The sequence below is a fragment of the Nonomuraea sp. NPDC046570 genome (assembly GCF_040645915.1).
Classification (GTDB): Bacteria; Actinomycetota; Actinomycetes; order Streptosporangiales; family Streptosporangiaceae; genus Nonomuraea.
The window spans coordinates 89,338-107,044 of the sequence record NZ_JBEYZF010000015.1 but is presented as its reverse complement, the minus strand read 5'-3'; the positions used below and the strand labels follow the sequence as shown (position 1 = coordinate 107,044).

Annotated in this window: 15 protein-coding genes and 1 tRNA gene; 9 read left to right on the top strand and 7 right to left on the bottom strand. The window is 71.5% G+C overall.

The annotated features are described in order from the left end of the window. Positions 1-57: 57 nt before the first annotated feature. Positions 58-1,251, top strand: coding sequence for an amino acid deaminase/aldolase (locus ABZ911_RS23830; RefSeq protein ID WP_358059676.1), 1,194 nt, complete (start codon positions 58-60; stop codon positions 1,249-1,251). Positions 1,252-1,260: 9 nt separating this feature from the next. On the opposite strand, the gene ABZ911_RS23825 is transcribed toward ABZ911_RS23830, so the two are convergent. Together ABZ911_RS23825 and ABZ911_RS23820 are read right to left on the bottom strand one after the other, a co-directional pair. After that, complete coding sequence (locus ABZ911_RS23825; protein ID WP_358059673.1) at positions 1,261-2,328, bottom strand: hypothetical protein; 1,068 nt, start codon at positions 2,326-2,328, stop codon at positions 1,261-1,263. 154 nt (positions 2,329-2,482) lie between these two features. Beyond that, a complete protein-coding gene (locus ABZ911_RS23820) occupies positions 2,483-2,812 on the bottom strand; it encodes a DUF3618 domain-containing protein (protein ID WP_358059670.1) in 330 nt (109 codons plus the stop codon). Positions 2,813-2,927: 115 nt separating this feature from the next. Between ABZ911_RS23820 and bcp the strand changes: the two genes are divergently transcribed. Together bcp and ABZ911_RS23810 are read left to right on the top strand one after the other, a co-directional pair. Beyond that, positions 2,928-3,401: a thioredoxin-dependent thiol peroxidase gene (gene bcp / locus ABZ911_RS23815; RefSeq protein ID WP_358059667.1), complete on the top strand. Its 474-nt coding sequence runs from the start codon at positions 2,928-2,930 to the stop codon at positions 3,399-3,401. Between the two features lie 371 nt (positions 3,402-3,772). After that, positions 3,773-3,846: transfer RNA gene (locus ABZ911_RS23810), tRNA-Leu, on the top strand. 189 nt (positions 3,847-4,035) lie between these two features. Here the strand turns inward: ABZ911_RS23810 and ABZ911_RS23805 are convergent. Continuing rightward, positions 4,036-4,884 (bottom strand): NAD(P)H-binding protein, encoded by an 849-nt coding sequence (locus tag ABZ911_RS23805; RefSeq protein WP_358059664.1) that lies wholly within the window; start codon positions 4,882-4,884, stop codon positions 4,036-4,038. Between the two features lie 586 nt (positions 4,885-5,470). Here ABZ911_RS23805 and ABZ911_RS23800 point away from each other — a divergent pair. From ABZ911_RS23800 to ABZ911_RS23785, 4 genes are all read left to right on the top strand, one after another. Next, on the top strand, positions 5,471-6,643 hold the full coding sequence (locus tag ABZ911_RS23800) for a sensor histidine kinase (RefSeq protein WP_358059661.1): 1,173 nt from the start codon (positions 5,471-5,473) through the stop codon (positions 6,641-6,643). After that, positions 6,640-7,299 carry a response regulator transcription factor gene (locus ABZ911_RS23795; RefSeq protein WP_358059658.1) on the top strand — a complete coding sequence of 220 codons (660 nt, stop codon included), beginning with the start codon at positions 6,640-6,642 and terminating at the stop codon, positions 7,297-7,299. Before ABZ911_RS23800 ends, ABZ911_RS23795 begins: the two co-directional genes overlap by 4 nt. Before the next feature lie 107 nt (positions 7,300-7,406). Next, positions 7,407-8,159, top strand: a complete 753-nt coding sequence (locus tag ABZ911_RS23790) for an ABC transporter ATP-binding protein (protein WP_358059655.1) — start codon at positions 7,407-7,409, stop codon at positions 8,157-8,159. Between the two features lies 1 nt (position 8,160). Beyond that, positions 8,161-10,641, top strand: coding sequence for an FtsX-like permease family protein (locus tag ABZ911_RS23785; protein WP_358059652.1), 2,481 nt, complete (start codon positions 8,161-8,163; stop codon positions 10,639-10,641). Positions 10,642-10,729: 88 nt separating this feature from the next. Here ABZ911_RS23785 and ABZ911_RS23780 read toward each other — a convergent pair whose 3' ends face one another. The 4 genes from ABZ911_RS23780 to ABZ911_RS23765 form a co-directional block, all read right to left on the bottom strand. Further along, on the bottom strand, positions 10,730-10,999 hold the full coding sequence (locus ABZ911_RS23780) for a hypothetical protein (protein ID WP_358059649.1): 270 nt from the start codon (positions 10,997-10,999) through the stop codon (positions 10,730-10,732). Then, positions 10,996-11,790: a toxin glutamine deamidase domain-containing protein gene (locus ABZ911_RS23775; RefSeq protein WP_358059646.1), complete on the bottom strand. Its 795-nt coding sequence runs from the start codon at positions 11,788-11,790 to the stop codon at positions 10,996-10,998. The genes ABZ911_RS23780 and ABZ911_RS23775 overlap by 4 nt, the downstream gene beginning before the upstream one ends. A 105-nt stretch (positions 11,791-11,895) precedes the next feature. Then, on the bottom strand, positions 11,896-13,485 hold the full coding sequence (locus ABZ911_RS23770) for a molybdopterin-dependent oxidoreductase (RefSeq protein ID WP_358059643.1): 1,590 nt from the start codon (positions 13,483-13,485) through the stop codon (positions 11,896-11,898). Positions 13,486-13,532: 47 nt separating this feature from the next. Then, on the bottom strand, positions 13,533-16,214 hold the full coding sequence (locus tag ABZ911_RS23765; RefSeq protein ID WP_358059640.1) for a LuxR C-terminal-related transcriptional regulator: 2,682 nt from the start codon (positions 16,212-16,214) through the stop codon (positions 13,533-13,535). Between the two features lie 147 nt (positions 16,215-16,361). Between ABZ911_RS23765 and ABZ911_RS23760 the strand changes: the two genes are divergently transcribed. Next, positions 16,362-17,138 carry an alpha/beta hydrolase gene (locus ABZ911_RS23760; RefSeq protein WP_358059637.1) on the top strand — a complete coding sequence of 259 codons (777 nt, stop codon included), beginning with the start codon at positions 16,362-16,364 and terminating at the stop codon, positions 17,136-17,138. A 24-nt stretch (positions 17,139-17,162) separates the two neighbouring features. After that, positions 17,163-17,705, top strand: coding sequence for a dihydrofolate reductase family protein (locus ABZ911_RS23755; RefSeq protein ID WP_358059634.1), 543 nt, complete (start codon positions 17,163-17,165; stop codon positions 17,703-17,705). The last annotated feature ends 2 nt before the right edge of the window (positions 17,706-17,707 follow it).

Below are 17,707 nucleotides of genomic sequence, written 5' to 3'. Positions count from 1 at the left end.
CCAGGGGTGCGGTTAATATGAACTGGACTCATATTCAATGACGGCTACCCTGCTGGTATGGACGATCGACAGCGCTATGACCTGGCCACGGCCGCGCTCGACCCACCCTTCGCCGTTCTCGACCTCGCCGCGCTCCACGCCAACGCGGCCGACCTGGTACGCCGGGCGGGCGGCAAGCCGATCCGGGTGGCCAGCAAGTCGATCCGGTCCAGGGCCGTGCTGGAGCGGGTGCTGGGTATGCCCGGGTTCCACGGGGTGCTCGCGTTCACCTTGCCCGAGGCGTTGTGGCTGGTCTCCACCGGGGTGCGGGACATCGTGGTGGCCTACCCGACCGTGGACCGGCAGGCGCTCGCCCGGCTGGCCGGGGACGCCAGGGCGGCCCGGGAGATCACCGTCATGGTGGACAGCACGGACCATCTCGACTTCATAGAGTCCGCGGTGTCCGAGGTGGCCAACCGCCAAGAAATCCGGATATGTATGGACATCGACGCCGGATTTGTCGCCCTTGGGGGGCGGTTCCGGGCAGGTGCCTTGCGTTCGCCCATCCGGGAGCCCGAGGACGCCGTCGACCTGGCCACCGACCTCGCCAAGCGCCCCGGGCTCCGGCTCGTCGGCCTCATGGCCTACGAGGCCCAGATCGCCGGAGTGGGCGACGACCCGCCGGGCAGCGCCGCGTTCGCCAAGGCCATCCGGGTGATGCAGGGCCGGTCGGCACGCGAGCTGATCGTCCGGCGGGGCCGCATCGTCAACGCGGTCCGGCAGATCTGCGACCTGGAGTTCGTCAACGGGGGCGGCACCGGCAGCATCGAGAAGACCGTGCGGGAGAAGGCCGTCACCGAGGTGGCAGCGGGATCCGGCTTCTTCCATCCCCGGCTGTTCGACTTCTACCGGGGCTTCACCGGACGGCCCGCCGCCCTCTTCGCCCTGCCCGTGGTACGGCGTCCCGCCCTGGACGTGGTGACCGTGCTCGGCGGCGGCTACCCGGCCTCCGGAACGCCGGGGGCCAACCGGCTCCCCCAGCCGTACCTGCCCGCGGGCCTGACGTACTCGGCGGACGAGGGTGCCGGAGAGGTCCAGACGCCGCTGCTCGGCCAGGCCGCGCAGGACCTGCGCATCGGAGACCGGGTGTGGTTCAGGCACGCGAAGGCGGGCGAGATGTGCGAGCGCTTCGCCTCCCTGCACCTGATCGAGGACGACCGGGTGGTCGAGGAGGTCCCCACCTACCGCGGCGAGGGCAAGACCTTCCTCTGAGCCCCCAGGTCAGCCGCTCGTCCTGGGCCGCCAGAGCACGAGCCGGGGCGCGCCGACTCCGTTGGAGATGAAACCGGCGATCTCCCCCTTGTCGTTGACGGCCTTCGGGGTGGCGGTGTACGCGCCACCGGGGTCGGGCAGCCTGAGCGGGCGGCTGTCGTACCCCTGCCAGACTCCCGCGTAGCTGTCGCCGTACGGGCTGGAGCAGCCGTACTCGCCGACGATCAGGCCCGCGTCGTTGATGTCGGCCGGTGTGGCCCCGCCCGAACCCTCCTCGCGGAGCGGCCGCATCCCTGTGGCGGCGCTCCAGACGAAGCCGCGCGAGAAGACGCCGCCAGCGTCCATCGCGGACTCGCCCAGTACCTCGCCGCGATCGTTGATGGCGACGGCCGTGCTCCAGTTGCCGCCGAGGGTGCCCAGGTCCCGGGTGACACCGCCCTGCCACACGAACGCCCGGTCGGTCCGCTCGGAGTACGGCCCCGCCGAGGGCGTGATCTTGTGGGTGCCCGCGATCTGGCCCGCGTCGTTCACCGCCACTCCGACGCTCGCCGGGGAGGTGTTCAGGCGGATCGCCTGGCCACCCTGCCACCGGAACGCGCGCTGACCGGCGGCCGTGGACCAGTCCGTCACCACCTGGCCGACGACCACCCCGCGCTTGACGCCACGCGTGAGGACGCCCTTCCCACCGAGGAGGCCGAGATCCCGCATCTGTCCGCCCTCCCACAGGAAGGCGTGCAGCTTCCCGTCGGTGGCTTCCGAGTACCCGGCGATCCGGCCCTCGTCGTCGATTCCGGTGGCCCGGCCCGTTGGATAGCCGCCGAGCGTTGGGAGCACGGTCAACTGCCCGTCCTGCCAGAGGAACGCGCGCCCGTTCGACGCCCCGCCCCTCAACTCGCCGACGATCTGCCCAGAATTGTTGATGTCGGAGACGACTCCCTCGACGCCTAGATCGACGTACTCCCACTGGTCGGTCGGGACCGGACAGTCCGCGGCCAGCGCGGGCGACTGGCTCACGAGGAGTGCCAGGGGTAACGCGGTCGCGGCGATGGCGTGTACGGCTACGCGTCTTCTACGCATGACAGGCGATTCCTTCCGCTTCACGATGAACTGGAGCAAAAGGCGGGCCCGCCTTGAAGATCACGTTACCCACGAACCCGGCGCCCGGGGAGAACCACCCTCATTACCGATCTCTTACGGCGGCGCCCCGCTCTCGGGGCGCCCCGTACCTCGGCTACCGGCGCCTGCGGCTGCGGAACAGGGCGATGGCGGCGCCGATCACCAGGATCGCGCCCACGCCGATCAGGACGGGCGCCAGGCTCGGCGGCTCGTCGTCCCACAGGTCGTCGGCCTCGTCGCCGAACCGCGCGGGGCGGGCCGTCACCCCGAGCGAGTCGCCGACCGAGGTCACGAAGTACTCCGCCTTCGCCTTGACGCTGTCCACGCCGCGCTGGGCGACCCGCTTCGGGCTCACCCGTTCGGCGATGGCGTCGACGGTCTGCGCCAGCTCCGCGCGCGTCTGCGCGATGCGCCGCTCCAATTCATCCGGATCGGTGTCCGCCATGGCTCTCCTCTCGACCGTCATCTCACCCGCCGTGATCAGTCTGTCAGGTCACGGTGCCGTACGGCACAGCGGGCAGGCGGGTAAGTTCTCGCACTGAGAACTCCTGGAGGATCCCATGACCGAAACCAAGCTCCAGCCCGGCGATGCCGCGCCGGACTTCACGCTACCCGCAGCCGACGGCGGCTCTGTCACCCTCGACGCCTATCGCGGCAAGCGGGTCATCCTCTACTTCTACCCGGCGGCGATGACGCCCGGCTGCACCAAGCAGGCGTGCGACTTCCGCGACAACCTCGGACGGCTCACCGACGAGGGCTTCGTCGTGCTCGGCGTGTCCAAGGACAAGCCCGCCAAGCTGGCCAAGTTCGCCGAACACGACGCGCTGACGTTTCCGCTGCTGTCGGATCCGGAGCTGGAGGTGCACAAGGCGTACGGGGCCTACGGGGCCAAGAAGTTGTACGGCAAGGAGATGATCGGGGTGATTCGTTCCACCTTCGTCATCGACGCGGACGGGAAGGTCGAACTGGCCCTCTACAACGTGAAGGCGACCGGGCACGTGGCCGGGCTCACGAAGAAGCTGGGCCTGGGCTGATACGGAAGAGTGGCGCGTCGAACACGATGCGCCACTCTTTCGACGTTTTCGCTGAATATGCTCGATCCGAAATTGGCGCCGACTGTGAATTCTTGGCGTCAAATGGGTCGGCGACCGCCGTCCGCCGGCGCGTCCGCTTCCGCCGCTGACCTGGCAAGGAGCCGTCGGCGTACCGGCTCCCCCGCACCCTGCGAGAGAGGGCCGCGCGGCCGGGCGGGCGGTGCGTGCGGCCGGGCTTCCCCAGGCCTGCGCAGGCTGTAAGATTGGCGGCGTCTGGCAGAGCTGACCGCTTACGCTTCACGTCTAATGGAGAGTCGGCGTTTCCTCTGCCGGAACTGCCATTCCCGGACTGGTGAGGGATAAGGCGAACGGGGGCCGTAGCCCAACGGCAGGAGGCGAAAGCTTTAGGTGCTTTACAGTGTGGGTTCGAATCCCACCGGCCCCACAAACGGAAACACCAGCCAATTCGCTCCACTCAAGCGTTTCCCCGGCCGGGCCCACAGGCCCTTGGCCGCTAAAGGCCCTCACTCAGCCTTTCTTGAACGCTTGCGCATCCATCGCCACAGGCTGCCCGTTCGACTTCACCGCGCCGACCTCGAACGGTCGCGGGGGCGCCCAGGAAAACCGCCGGCGGTCAGCGGAAGTCCGCGAGGTGATCGCGGGCCCATTCGGCGTAGCTGCGCGGGGCGCGTCCGGTGACCTGCTCCACGTCCGGCCAGACCCGCATCAGCGCCGACCAATCCTGGTCGGCGTAGCCGTCGGCGCCGGTCGCGGCGTCGCCGCCGTACTCGATGAAGCCCAGCATGAGGTCGGCCGACTCGGCGGCGAACCCTCCTTGCCTCTTCATCAGCTCACGGGCGCGCTCGCGGCTGACCTCCTCGTAGCGGACCTGCTCGCCGAGCGCGTCGCCGATGGCCGCCACCTGCTCGCGAACGCTGACCAGCCCCGGCCCGGTCAGCGTGTACGCCCTACCGTGATGGCCGTCCTCCAGCAGAGCGGTGACGGCGACGGCGGCGATGTCGGCCTCGTGGACCAGGTTCATCGGCTCGTCCGCGAACGGGTAGCGGACCACCCGCTCAGCCCGGATGGACGGAGCCCAGATCTGCGACAGGTTCGTCATGAACCCGCACGGCCGCACATGTGTCCATTCCAGCCCGGACTCCTCGACCGCCTGCTCCACCGGGTTGGTGTGCAGGCCGGCGGTCACCGACGCCGCCGACAGCACCACGACACGCCCCACCCCCGCCTGCCTGGCCAGCGCGACGACTTCGCGCGCGGTCTCCTCCACGGAGAACAGGTACATCCGTTCCACGCCCTCCAGCGCGGCGGCCACGCTCGCCGGTGCGGTCAGGTCGCCCTCGACAACCTCCACCTGCGGCGGCAGCTTGGCCGCCACAGGGTTGCGGGTCAGCGCCCGCACACCGACGCCCGCCCACATGAGCTGGTCCACCACGTGGCGGCCGACGATCCCCGTCGCTGCCACCGGAACCCGCTTCCGCCCGCGCGACCTGCCCGCCGCCGACGCCGCCGCCTTTCGACGACCACTCCTGCCACCTGCGGCTGCAGGTGGACGCTTTCGACTGGCCGGTGCTCATCCTCGCCGCGGTGGGTGCGGAATTCGAGGTCATCCATCCCCCCGAGTTCCGCCACCACCTTCGCGACGTGGGCGAGCTCTTCCTACGAGCGGGAACCGGTGAGGATCTGTGCGGGCCTCTGGCGGAAGAAGGCACGGAAGGAGTCTTCTGAAGGAGAAGGAGCCGGTTCGCCGCCACCCGATGAGGATGCGCCACGATCCGCGGGATCGAGTGGCGCCGACGTTGGCGGGAGGCCGTCCGGGTGGCGCTCAGGGCCTGGGTCGCGCGGCGCTTCCTCTTCGCCGCGCGACCCGGCATCACGATCATGATCCGCCATCACGATCTCCCTTTACTCGCCCGAGGGCGCTCCCAAAACGAGAATGGCAAAGACCGCGTAAGGGCCGCGTAAGCCCGCGAAAAGTGCGACCTGGGTCGTACATGAACCTCCGCCTGGAGGCGGACAGATCCACTCCCGCTCCTACGTATCGTAATGATGTGTTCGGCCGGATTCGCGCCTGGTCCAGGCGCCACAGCACCCTCGCGGACGTCCTCTGGCTCGCGCCGCTGATCGGGCTGTGCGTGGTCAACGCCTCGACGTACGCCGCTTTGACCGGTCTGGCCGTCCATTTCGGCCTGTTCGGCTACGTGATCATCTCTGCGGCGCTGCTGGTGCCGCTGTTCTGGCGGAACACCTACCCGCGGCTGGTGTTCGCGGCGATCTCGCTGATCAGTTTCGGGCAGTGGGTGGTCGGCGGGGACCCGTTCGTGGCGAACTTCGCGGTGCTGATCGCGCTGTTCGCGGTCGCCTCGCACGGCGCGCTGCCCTGGGCGGTGGCCGCGGGGGCGGTGGCCGAGCTGGGCATCTTCCTGGCCCTGGTGCGCTGGAACAATGCCACGCTCGGCATGTTCTTCAGCGGTACGTTCTTCGTCGTCACCGTCTGGGTTACCGGGATCTACGCCAAAACCCGCCGCCGCTACCTGGAGGGTCTGGAGGAGCGCGCGGAGCGGGCCGAACGCGAGCGGGACCAGCAGGCGAAGATGGCCGCGGCGGCCGAGCGGACGAGAATCGCCAGGGAGCTGCACGACGTGGTCGCCCACAATGTCAGCGTGATCATCGTCCAGGCCGACGGCGCCGGGTACGCGATCGACAGCGACCCTGAGCAGGCGCGCCTCGCCGTACAGGCGATCTCCAAGACCGGGCGGGAGGCGCTGGCGGAGATGCGGCGCCTCGTGGGGGTGTTGCGGCAGGACGGCGGCTCGCCGGCGGACTACCTGCCGCAGCCGGGGCTGGAGCAGCTCGCCGGGATGGTGAGGGGCTCCGGGCTGCCCGTCGCGCTGACGATCAAGGGGACGCCGCCGGAGCTGCCCGAGGGCGAGCAGCTCGTCATCTACCGGATCGTGCAGGAGGCGCTGACGAACGCGCTCAAGCACGGCGGCCCCGAGGTCACGGCCGTGGTCGAGATCGACTACGGTCCGCAGCAGGTGTCGGTGCGGATCGCCGACGACGGCAGGGGCGCGGCGGTGGTCCGCGGCCCGGACGGGCACGGGCTGGTGGGCATGCGGGAGCGGGTCGGCATGTACGGCGGAGCGGTGTGGACCGGCCCCCGCGCCGGAGGCGGTTTCGAGGTGCGGGCGACGCTGCCCGTCCCGGAGGTGAGAGCGGCGTGATCCGCGTCATGCTGGTCGACGACCAGGAGTTGCTGCGCGCCGGCTTCCGGATGGTGCTGGGCGCCCAGCCGGACATCGACGTGGTCGCCGAGGCCGCCGACGGCGTGGCGGCGCTGGAGGTCCTGCGCACGACCGAGGTCGACGTGGTACTGATGGACGTGCGGATGCCGCGGATGGACGGGGTCGAGGCCACCGCGCTGATCGACGGCCCGAAGGTACTGATCCTGACCACGTTCGACCTGGACGAGTACGCCTTCTCGGCGCTCAAGGCGGGCGCGTCGGGGTTCCTGCTCAAGGATGTGCCCGCGGCGGACCTGGTGAGCGCGATCCGTTCGGTGCACGCCGGCGACGCGGTGGTGGCGCCGAGCACGACGCGCAGGATGATCGCCAGGTTCGCCTCGATGATGCCGTCGGCGCCCACCGGCGAGCCGCCCGGCGCCGCGCCGCTCACCACCCGCGAGCGGGAGGTGATGCTCATGGTGGCGCGCGGCCTGTCGAACACGGAGATCGCCGAGCACCTCGACCTGGCGGAGGCGACGGTCAAGACGCACCTGGGCAGGGTGCTGGCCAAGCTGGGGCTGCGCGACCGGGCGCAGGTGGTGGTGTATGCGTACGAAAGGCGATTGATCATTCCGTCGGATCGGCCGAAAGGCTGATACGGGTCATCTCCCGGCTTACCCAAAGTCCATTCTCAAGACTCATTAATCCTCCTTTACTCGCTCATAGCGTTGGTCACGTTGTTGAACGCGAGCAAGGAGTGAACGTGACTCTCACAGATGTCCACCGCCAGGCCCCGCCCGCGGCGGTGGCCAGAGGCCTGACCAAGGTGTACGGGCAGGGCGACGCCGAGGTGCACGCCCTTCGCGGGGTGGACGTCGCGTTCGCCACCGGCGCCTTCACGGCGATCATGGGCCCGTCCGGTTCCGGCAAGTCGACGCTGATGCACTGCCTGGCCGGGCTGGACACGGTGAGCTCGGGCTCGGTGCACATCGGCGACGTGGAACTGACCGGCCTGACCGACAAGCAGCTCACGATGCTGCGCCGGGAGCGGATCGGCTTCATCTTCCAGGCGTTCAACCTGCTGCCCACGCTGACCGCCGAGCAGAACATCCGGCTGCCGCTGGAGATCGCCGGACGGCAGGCCGACCAGTTGCTGTTCGACCGGGTCATCGAGACGGTCGGGCTGCGTGACAGGCTGGCCCACAAGCCGACGGAGCTGTCGGGCGGCCAGCAGCAGCGGGTGGCGGTCGCCCGCGCGCTGATCAGCAAGCCCCAGGTGATCTTCGCCGACGAGCCGACCGGCAACCTCGACTCGCGCAGCGGCGCCGAGGTGCTGTCGTTCCTGCGTACCAGCGTGCGTGAGCTCGGCCAGACGATCGTCATGGTCACCCACGACCCGGTGGCCGCCTCCTACGCCGACCGGGTGGTCTTCCTGCGCGACGGCGAGCTGGTCACAGAGCTGGACCGGCCGACGCCGCAGTCGGTGCTGGACACGCTGATGAAGCTGGAGGCGTGAGTTGCTGAAGACGACTCTCGCCGGCCTGCGGGCGCACAAGCTGCGCCTGCTGCTCACCTCCCTGGCGATCACGCTGGGCGTGGGCTTCATCGCGGGCACGTTCGTGCTCACCGACACCATCGAGGCCGGTTTCTCGCAGAAGGTCACGGCCGAGGCCGGCAAGGTGACCGTGGCGGTGCTGGCCGATGGCGACAAGCGCCTGCCCGCGAGCATGCTGGAGAAGGTACGCGCGCTCGACGGCGTCACCGACGCCCGGGGGCTGGTCCGCGGCAACGCTCCCCTGCTGGGCAAGAACGGCAAGGCCGCGGGCGACTTCCCGAGCACCGCCCTCTCGGTGGCCGACGGCCCGCTGAACCGTACGGTGGTCACCGAAGGCGTCCTTCCGGCGGCCGACGACCAGGCGATCGTCGATGAGAACACCGCGCGGACGCAGGGCTTCAAGGTCGGCGACACGATCAAGGTGCTCGACCGGAAGAACACCGAGCACGAGTTCGCCCTCGTCGGCGTCTTCGACACCGGCGTGGACCAGGAGCTGGCCTACACGGGCGCGGTCGGGTTCACCGCCGACACGGCCGTACGGATGACGGGTGAGAAGGGCTTCCGCGAGATCGACGTGGCGGGCGCCGACCCGGACGCGCTCAAGGCGACGGTCGCCGCCGCGCTGGGCTCCGGCCACACGGTCCTGACCGGCCAGGAACTGGCCGCCGAGCTGGCCAAGAGCTCCGGCGTGGACAACGACGTCATGAAGGTGGGGCTACTGCTGTTCGGCCTGGTGGCGATGCTGGTGGCCGCGCTGGTCATCTACAACACCTTCAACATCCTGGTCGCGCAGCGCACCAAGGAGATGGCGCTGCTGCGGTGCATCGGCGCCACCCGCTCGCAGGTGTTCGGCTCGATCCTGCTGGAGTCGGCGGTGGTCGGCCTGCTCTCCTCCGTCCTCGGCCTGCTCGCCGGGTACGGCCTCGGCGCGGGGGCGATGGCCGTGCTGAGCGCGATGGACGCCCCCCTCCCCACCGGCGCGAGCGTGTCGCTGAACCTCCGCACGATCGCGGTCGGCCTCCTGGTCGGCCTCGTCGTCACCGTCGGCGCGGCGCTGCTGCCCGCGCGCTCGGCGACCAGGGTCGCCCCCATCGCTGCGCTGCGCAGCCAGGTCGAGGAGCAGACGTTCCGCACCGGCCTGCTGCGCTCGATCTCCGCCGCGCTCTTCCTGCTGGCCGGGATCGGCGCCACCGTCGTGGGCGTGACGACCGAGCCCGGCATGCAGGCGCTGTTCACCGTGGTCGGGGGTGGCGCTCTGACCTTCCTGGCGGTGCTGATCCTCGGGCCGGTGATCGTCAAGCCGCTCAGCGCGTTCGTCGGCTGGCTGCCCGCCAAGCTGTTCGGCGTGCCGGGCAGGCTCGCGGTGGACAACTCAGGACGCAACCCCAAGCGGGCGGCGACCACCACCGTGGCGCTCACCATCGGCGTCACGCTGATGACGCTGATCTCGGTGATCACCGCCTCCACCCGGGTGACCATGGCCGACAAGCTCGACGACCAGTTCCCCGTCGACTACATGATCATGAGTCAGGCACGCGACTCGACGATCCCGCGCTCGATCGGCGAGGAACTGCGCGGCAAGCCCGAACTGGGCTCGGTGCTGCAGATCCGCCGCACCACCGCGGCCATCGGCCGGGGTGAGATGGAGATCGGCACGTTCAGCGGCCCGATCAACCAGACCCCCAAGTCGGGCTCGATGAAGAACCTGGGCGCCGGCCAGGTCGCGCTCGCCGACTCCGTGGCGACCGAGCTCGGGGTGAAGGTGGGCGACCAGGTGCCGGTGAAGACCAAGAAGGCCGGAGCGGTGTCGCTGAAGGTGGTGGCCGTCCTGGACGGCGAGTCGTCCCAGCTGCCTTCGGTGACCGTGGCCGAGCCGGAGTACGAACGCTACTTCGGCAGCACCCCCGACGCGCGGGTGCTGATCAACATCAAGGACGGCGTCTCCGCCGACCAGGCCCGCAAGGTGGTCGAGGCGGCCACGGCGGCCTACCCGACCGTGCTGGTCGGCAGCTCGACCGACGTCCGCGGCCAGTTCGACGAGGCGCTCGACATGATGCTGATGGTCATCACCGGCCTGCTGGGCCTGGCCATCCTCATCTCACTGCTGGGCATCGCCAACACGCTGTCGCTGTCGGTGCACGAGCGCACCCGCGAGTCGGCGCTGCTGCGGGCGCTCGGCCTGACCAGGCCGCAGCTCCGGAACATGCTGTCGGTCGAGGCGCTGCTGCTGGGCCTGATCGGCGCGCTGGTCGGCGTCGTCCTCGGCGGCGCGTTCGGCTGGGCGGCGATGCGGGCGATGATCGACGGCGTCAGCTTCGACATCCCGGTGGGGCAGATCGCGCTGTTCGTCGTGCTGTCCGGGCTGGCCGGTGTGCTGGCCGCCGTCTTCCCGGCCCGCAAGGCGGCCCGCGCCTCGATCGTGGGGTCGCTGGCCGCCGGATGAGCGTGCGCGGGGCCGCCCGGCGAGTTGCACCCCTCGCGGCCCCGCGCATTTCCGCTGAGCCGGGCGCCCTCCCAGGGAAGCGCCCGGCTCAACGGGGTTTGCGGCCCGGCCACTGCTCGGCGACGGTCTCCGGGTTCAGCAGCGGCCTGATGACCACTTCGCCGGTGGTCCTGTCGATCACGATGCACGCCCCGCCGACCGTGGCGGGCAGCAGGGAGGGGCTGCCGGGCTCGCTGTCGCGCGCCCAGGCGACGTAGCCCTCGCGGAAGCCGTACAGGCCGACCTCGACGGACTGGGCGGCGGGTCTGACCCCGTTGAAGTACTCCTCGGCCAGTGCCCTGGCCTGGTCCAGGTTCACCTCGGCTCCCCTCTCCTGTCGAGGACCACGCAGAACACGCCGGTCACCGCCTCGTACGGCGGCTCCACGGCCATGTGCCCGCGCTGGGCGTCGATCCAGATCACTTCGCCGCCGGAGTTGACGGCGTTCCACGCGTGCGAGCCGCCGCCCGGCCAGCGCACCACCAGCACCGCGGCGGCGCCGTGGCCCGCCTCGGCGAGCCGGTCGGCCACCAGCGGGTAGGCGTGCCGCCCCTGCCCCACGCAGCCGAAGCGCTGGCCGACCCACTGCTCGATCCTGGCCGCTCCCCCGCTCTCGCCGGTGAGCAGCGGCTTGCCGACCCGGTCGTACTCCGGGAACCTGGGCGCCGCGACGACCGGCTCGCCGTGCCAGGTGGACAGTGTGGCGAGCGCGCAGTCGGCGGAGTTGCTCGCCCGGAACGGGTCGTCGGCGGGGCCCTCGCCGTTGATCAGGCGGATCCAGGTGCCGCGCGGGTCGGGGAAGCGCGTGCCCGACGGCAGCGCGCGGGCCATGTCCTGCTCGATCTCCGGGTCCGGGCGTGCCAGCCCGCCCGGCTTGCCGTACGGCCGGCAGTCGGTCAGCCTGGGCGGCCGGTGTGGCAGGTCGAACCAGTCGGGTCCTGGCGAGGTAACCGGAGAGGCCGGTCCGGGTTCCGGCTGGGGGCTCGCCCCTGCGGCGTCGGCGGCGAGTTCGTAGTCACGCCACCGCACCCCGTCGCCGATCACCGGGTTGTACCGCCCCTCGGGAAGGCTCCACCGGACGCCGCGGTTCTGGTCGCGGAGCACGTCCATTGCCTCCTGTCCTGTTCGACAGTCGATCGTAGGATGCCCATCCGCTCCCTGTCAGCCCGATCAGCGACCAGGAACCCCATCTCTACCAGGGCAAATGCTGCGAAATCAGGCGACTCTGACCGAGATGGTGTGCCATCCGCTCGCCCCGTCGGGATCCGGCGGGGCCACCTGCTCGGTCTGGGTACGGCCCGCCGCGTCGGTCGCCCGCACCTCGACGGTGTGCTCGCCGGGCGTGGCGTCCCAGTCCAGCGACCACTGCCGCCACGTGTCCGGCCCCGGCACCTGGGCGAGCCTCGCCTGCCGCCAGACGCCCCGGTCGACCCGCACCTCCACGGCGGACACGCCGGTGTGCTGGGCCCAGGCGACCCCGGCGATCGTGGTCCGTCCCGGGCTGAGCGAGGAATTGGGCGCGGGCAGGTCGATGCGGGACTGGGTCTTGATCGGCCCCTTGGCCGCCCAGCCGCGCGGCGTCCAGTACGCCTCGTCGGTGTCGAACCTGGTGACCTTGACGTCGACGACCCACTTGGTGGCCGACACGTAGCCGTACAGGCCGGGGACGACCTGCCGTACCGGGTAGCCGTGGGCGGCGGGCAGCGCTTCGCCGTTCATCGCGATCGCGAACAGCGCGTCCCTGCCGTCCATCACCACCTCCACCGGGGTGCCGCAGGTCCAGCCGTCGGCGGATCTGGACAGCAGCATGTCGGCGCCCCGCTGGATGCCCGCCTCGCGCAGCACGTCGGCCATGCGCACGCCCAGCCAGCGGGCGTTGCCCGCGTACGGCCCGCCGACCTCGTTCGAGACGCAGGTGAGCGTGATGTCGGCCTCGGTGAGCGGGCGGCCGAGCAGGTCGGCGTAGGTGAGCTCGACGGGCCGGTCCACCAGGCCGTGCACGCGCAGGGTCCACGTGGCGGGGTCGACGTGCGGCACGATCAGGGCGGTGTCGACGCGGTAGAAGTCCTTGTTGGGGGTGACGAACGGGGTCAGGCCCTTGAGCCGGAAGTCCACGCCCGGGGGCAGCGCCTCGGCGGGCACGGCCGGGGCGGGCAACGCCAGGGCGCTCCGCGCGGTGTCGGCCACCCGCCGCCCGCTCAGGTACCCACCCGCCAGGGCCCCGGCCCCCGCCACCACGGCACCGCCCGCCACACCGGTGAGCAGCCTCCTGCGGTCGAAGGCGTACACCTCAGCACCCGCCCGCATGACAGCGGGCCGATCCGCCTCCCCTTCCGGCGACGCGTCCGCCGCGGGGGACGGCAGGCGGGTCGTCGCCCTGCCGAGAAGCCATGGCAGTGCGAGCATCCCCGCCGCCACGCCCACGACCGTCGGCAGCGCGTCCATAGCGATCGCGCCGGGCCTGCTCAGCACCGCCAGCAGACCGATGACGGCGAATGCCGCCAGGCCCGCCTGGCCGTACCGGGGGGAGCGGAGGGACAGCACACCCAGTCCGGCGGCGATGACGGCCAGCACCAGGAGCACACCCGTGATCAGGACTGTCTTGTCGTTCTCGCCGAACGACCTGATCGCCCAGTCCTTGACCGGGGCCGGCGTCAGGTCCACGGTCGCGGCGCCCACCGCCACGACGGGGAACGCCGCGGGATTCACCAGGCTCGCGACCACCTGTGCGACCGCCAGCGCCACGCCGCCGGCGGTCAGTCCGGCGAGCGCCCCCGCCCAGCGCGGGACCTCCTTGTTCTCCACCCTTCCGACGCTACGCCCCTGGCCGGCCGCGAGTTCTTACGCCCCGGTTACGCCTGCTTCGGGGCGGGCAGCAGTCGCAGGGTGCAGGCCCGTTCCAGGCGGGCGCCGATGCGCTCCCAGCCGTCGGCCGAGGCCGCGAGGGCGTCGGCGTCGCCGTGCAGCCGGCCGGTGGCGCGGGCAACGCAGGCGGCGGCCCAGTCGTTCTGGTCCGCGGCGGCGGCGGCGTGCGCGAGCCGTTCCGGGGCGTCGGGGAGCCCGGCGACGACGGCGAGCTCGGCTCCGGCGGCGCGGGCGTACCCGCCGTAGCGGCTGGCGGGGAAGGCGGCGAAGGCGCGTTCGACGAGGAGCGCCGCGTCGGTCAGGTCGCCGGTGTGGACGGCGATCCGGGCGTCCACGAAGGCGATCGGGGCCAGGCGGAGGTGGTGGCGGGCGTCGGTGATGCCCGCCACCTCCAGCACCCTTGCCCGCCACAGCCGGAACCGGCGCTCCTCCCCCAGCAACCCGTAGGCGAGGGCGACGGTGGCCACCGCGGGCGACATCCACCCCGCCGGGGGCCGTCCGGCCCGCTGCCAGCCGTCCCACATCGCGCTCGCGTACCGCAGGGCCGGGTCGAGGTCGCCGGTGAGCACCAGGGCGGGGATCTGGCTCGCCGCGGAGATGTAGGAGTGGTTGCCGAGCAGGTCGTCGTCCAGGATCCGGCGGGCCGCGAGCAGGGCGGCGGGCAGGTCACCGGCCATGATGGCGTCGGCCGCGGCGGTGGCCAGGATGTCGATGATCTCGGTCGCCGAGTACGGGTCGGTGCGGTCCATCAGGGCCAGTTGGGCGAAGCGCAGACCGGTGTGGCGGTTCGCCTCCCGCAGCCGCCCGGCGTTGCCCGCCGCGGTGCTCATCGCGTCGAGGGAGGCGCTGATGAGCACCGGATCCCCGGTGACCCGCGCGGCGTCGAAGGCTAGGGCGGCCAGGCCGGGGTCGGGGGCGGACTTCTCCGGCCCCGCGGTCCACGCCGCCGCGGTCGCCAGGCAGGCCGCCACCACCGGGTCGCGGGCGTCACCGGCCGCGGTCGCCTCGTCGAGCAGGCGGCACAGGCGGTCGTGGGGGATCTCGGTGGGAAAGGTCGCGGGAGACCTGCAGACCCGCTCCACCGCCAGCGCCAGCCCGATCGCCTGCGCGTCGCCGTCACCGGCCGCCCTGGCCTGCTCGGCCGAGGCGAGCAGCAGCTCGAACACCTGCGGCCCCGAGGTGGTGCTGACCCGTGCGCAGTTCGCGGCGGCGCGCAGGTCCCTGGCCGCCTCACCGGGGGTGGGCGCCCGCTGGGCCGCCTGCTGGTAGCGGTCCAGGGACTCCATCAGGAACCGGCGCGCGTAGGTGAGCCGTGCCAGGGCCCTGGCCAGCCGGTGCGGGATGGCGTCCGGGCCCGGCGGGGCGGCGGCGAGGGCCGCCCGCAGGTCGTCGGCGACGGCGTCGAAGTCGTCGCGCCACTCCCCGTCCAGGCGGCCGGTCAGGTCCGTCGCGGTGGCTTCGGCCCAGCTCAGGTGCCGTCGCCGTACCTCCTCCTGCTCGTCGCCGTCGGCGAGCCGGTCGGCGGCGAAGGCGCGGACGGTGTCCAGCAGCCGCCACCGGCCCGCCGCGCCGTGGGTGACGAGGCTCTTGTCGACGAGCCGGCCGAGCACGTCGGCGACCGCGCCGCGGGTGCCGTCCGGGGTCACCGCGACGGCCGCGGCCAGGTCGAATCCGCCGGCGAAGGCGGCCAGCCGGCAGAGCAACCGGCGCTCCTCCTCGTCGAGCAGGTTGTAGCTCCAGCCGATGACGGCGCGCAGCGAACGATGCCGCTCGTCGCTGCGTCTGGCGCCGGAGAGCAGGCGCAGGATGTCCTCCAGAGCCGCCAGCAGCCCCTCGACGCCGAGTGAGGCGACGCGGGCGGCCGCGAGTTCGATGGCCAGCGGCATGCCGTCGAGCCGCGCGCAGATGTCGGTCACCGTGCCGGGGTCGGCGGCGAAGTCCGGATCGGCGGCGGTGGCCCGGTCGTGGAAGAGCACCTCGGCGTCGGAGGAGAGCGGCAGCGGCGCGATCCGCACGATCCGCTCCCCGGCGACGGCGAGGCGTTCGCGGCTGGTGACCAGGATCCTGGTGCCGGGGCAGGCCGCCAGCAGCCGTTCGGCGAACCTGGCCACCGCGTCGAGCAGGTGCTCGCAGTTGTCCAGGACCAGCAGCGACCTGCCACGCCCGAGCCGTTCGGCGATGGCGTACTCCAGGGGCTGCCGGGGGTGCTCGGTGACGCCGAGCGCGGCGGCGACGGCCTGCGCGACGAACCCGTCGCGCACCGGGACCAGGTCCACGAAGGCCCGGCCGGAGGGGAAGGAGGCCGCCGCCGTCTCGGCGAGCACCGCGGCGAGGCGCGTCTTGCCGACCCCGCCGGGGCCCGACAGCGTCACCAGCCGGGCGTCGTCGAACGCGGCGAGCACCCGCTCCAGTTCCCCGGCGCGGCCGACGAACGTCGTGAGCGCGGCCGGGAGACCCGCCACCTCGCCGGTCACCGTACGACCGAGGTCGGCCAGTGACCTCCGGTCGGCGACACCGTGTTTGCGCAGCAGCGACGAGACGTGGCTCTCGACCGTCCTGACTGAGATGTGCAACCTGCCGGCGATCTCGGAGTTGGACAGCTGCTCACCGAGGGCCTCCAGCACCTGGGCTTCCCGCCTGGACACCGAACCGGGACCGGTAGTCGTCACCCCGTCATCATGGCCGACACCGATATCCCCGCGAATCAGAATCAGTACCTCATTCCGTAGCAATTCCGTGAACGCCACGGATGCCCCCGGACCAGCGCGGAGAGCACGCTTCTCGCACAGGAACGACACCAGAGAAAGGCATCACCTGTGGATAAAGTGATCTCCAACGACGGCACGCCCATCGCCTTCGACCGGCTGGGCAGCGGCCCGGTGGTCATCATGATCGGCGGCGGCCCGACCGACCGCTCCGCCGGCTACCCGCTCGCCGAGCTGCTGGCCGAGCGGTTCACCGTGTTCAACTACGACCGCAGGGGCCGTGGCGACAGCGGTGACACCGCGCCGTACGCGGTCGACCGCGAGTTCGAGGACATCGAGGCCCTCATCGAGGAGGCCGGCGGCTCGGCCCTGGTGTACGGCACGTCCGGCGGCGGCATCATCGCCCTGGAGGCGGCGGCCCGCGGCCTCGCCATCACCAGGCTGGCGGTCTGGGAGACCCCGTTCATCGTCGACGACACCCGCCCCGCCCTCCCCGCGGACTACCGTCTGCGGCTCATCGACCTGCTGGAGCAGGACCGCAGGGGCGACATGATCGAGCTCTTCTTCACCAGCGCGGTCGGCCTGCCCGCCGACTTCGTCACCCCGATGCGCGGCACGCCGTTCTGGCCGTCGATGGAGGCGGTGGCGCACACCCTCGTCTACGACGCCACCATCACCGGCGACTTCACCCTGCCCGCCGACCGGCTGGCCGCGGTCACCGTGCCCACGCTCGTCGTCGACGGGGGGACCGAGAGGTGGCTGACCAACGCGGCCGACGCGGTGGCCGCCGCGGTGCCCGGCTCCCGGCGGCACACGCTCGCGGGCCAGCCGCACAACGTGGACCCCGCGGCCATCGCCCCGGCGCTGGCCGAGTTCTTCGCCGCCTGAGGCGTCCTGAAGTAAGGAGGAAACGTGAGAAAGATCATCGCGGGGCTGTTCGTCTCCGTGGACGGCGTCGTGGAGTCACCGGAGGAGTGGCACTTCCCGTACTGGAGCGACGAGATGCAGGAGGCCGTCGGCTCGCAGTTCGACGAGGCCGACATCCTGCTGCTCGGCCGGGCCACCTACGAGGTGTTCGCCGCGACCTGGCCGCACCGGGGCGGCGAGTCGCTCTTCGCCGACCAGCTGAACGGCATGCGCAAGCTGGTGGCCTCGACCACCCTGAAGAACGTGGAGTGGCAGAACTCGGCGCTGATCGAGGGAGACGTCGCCGAGGCGCTCACCCGGCTGAAGGCGGAGCCGGGGAAGAACATCACCATCAGCGGCAGCCCCACCCTCGTGCGGTCGCTGCTGCGCGAGAACGTCCTCGACGAGCTGCGGCTCCTGGTCCACCCCATCGTGCTGGGCAGTGGCCGGCGCCTCTTCGAGGACAAGGACGACCACCGCCCGCTGCGGCTGGTGGACTCCGTCACCTTCGGCACCGGCGTGCTCAACCTGACCTACGCGCCGGCCTGATC

Excerpts from the sequence above, each read along its gene's own strand:
- ABZ911_RS23775 (WP_358059646.1), bottom strand. The coding sequence starts at position 11,790 with ATGGACGTGCTCCGCGACCAGAACCGCGGCGTCCGGTGGAGCCTTCCC.
- ABZ911_RS23820 (WP_358059670.1), bottom strand. The coding sequence starts at position 2,812 with ATGGCGGACACCGATCCGGATGAATTGGAGCGGCGCATCGCGCAGACG.
- ABZ911_RS23830 (WP_358059676.1), top strand. The coding sequence starts at position 58 with ATGGACGATCGACAGCGCTATGACCTGGCCACGGCCGCGCTCGACCCA.
- bcp (WP_358059667.1), top strand. The coding sequence starts at position 2,928 with ATGACCGAAACCAAGCTCCAGCCCGGCGATGCCGCGCCGGACTTCACG.
- ABZ911_RS23825 (WP_358059673.1), bottom strand. The coding sequence starts at position 2,328 with ATGCGTAGAAGACGCGTAGCCGTACACGCCATCGCCGCGACCGCGTTA.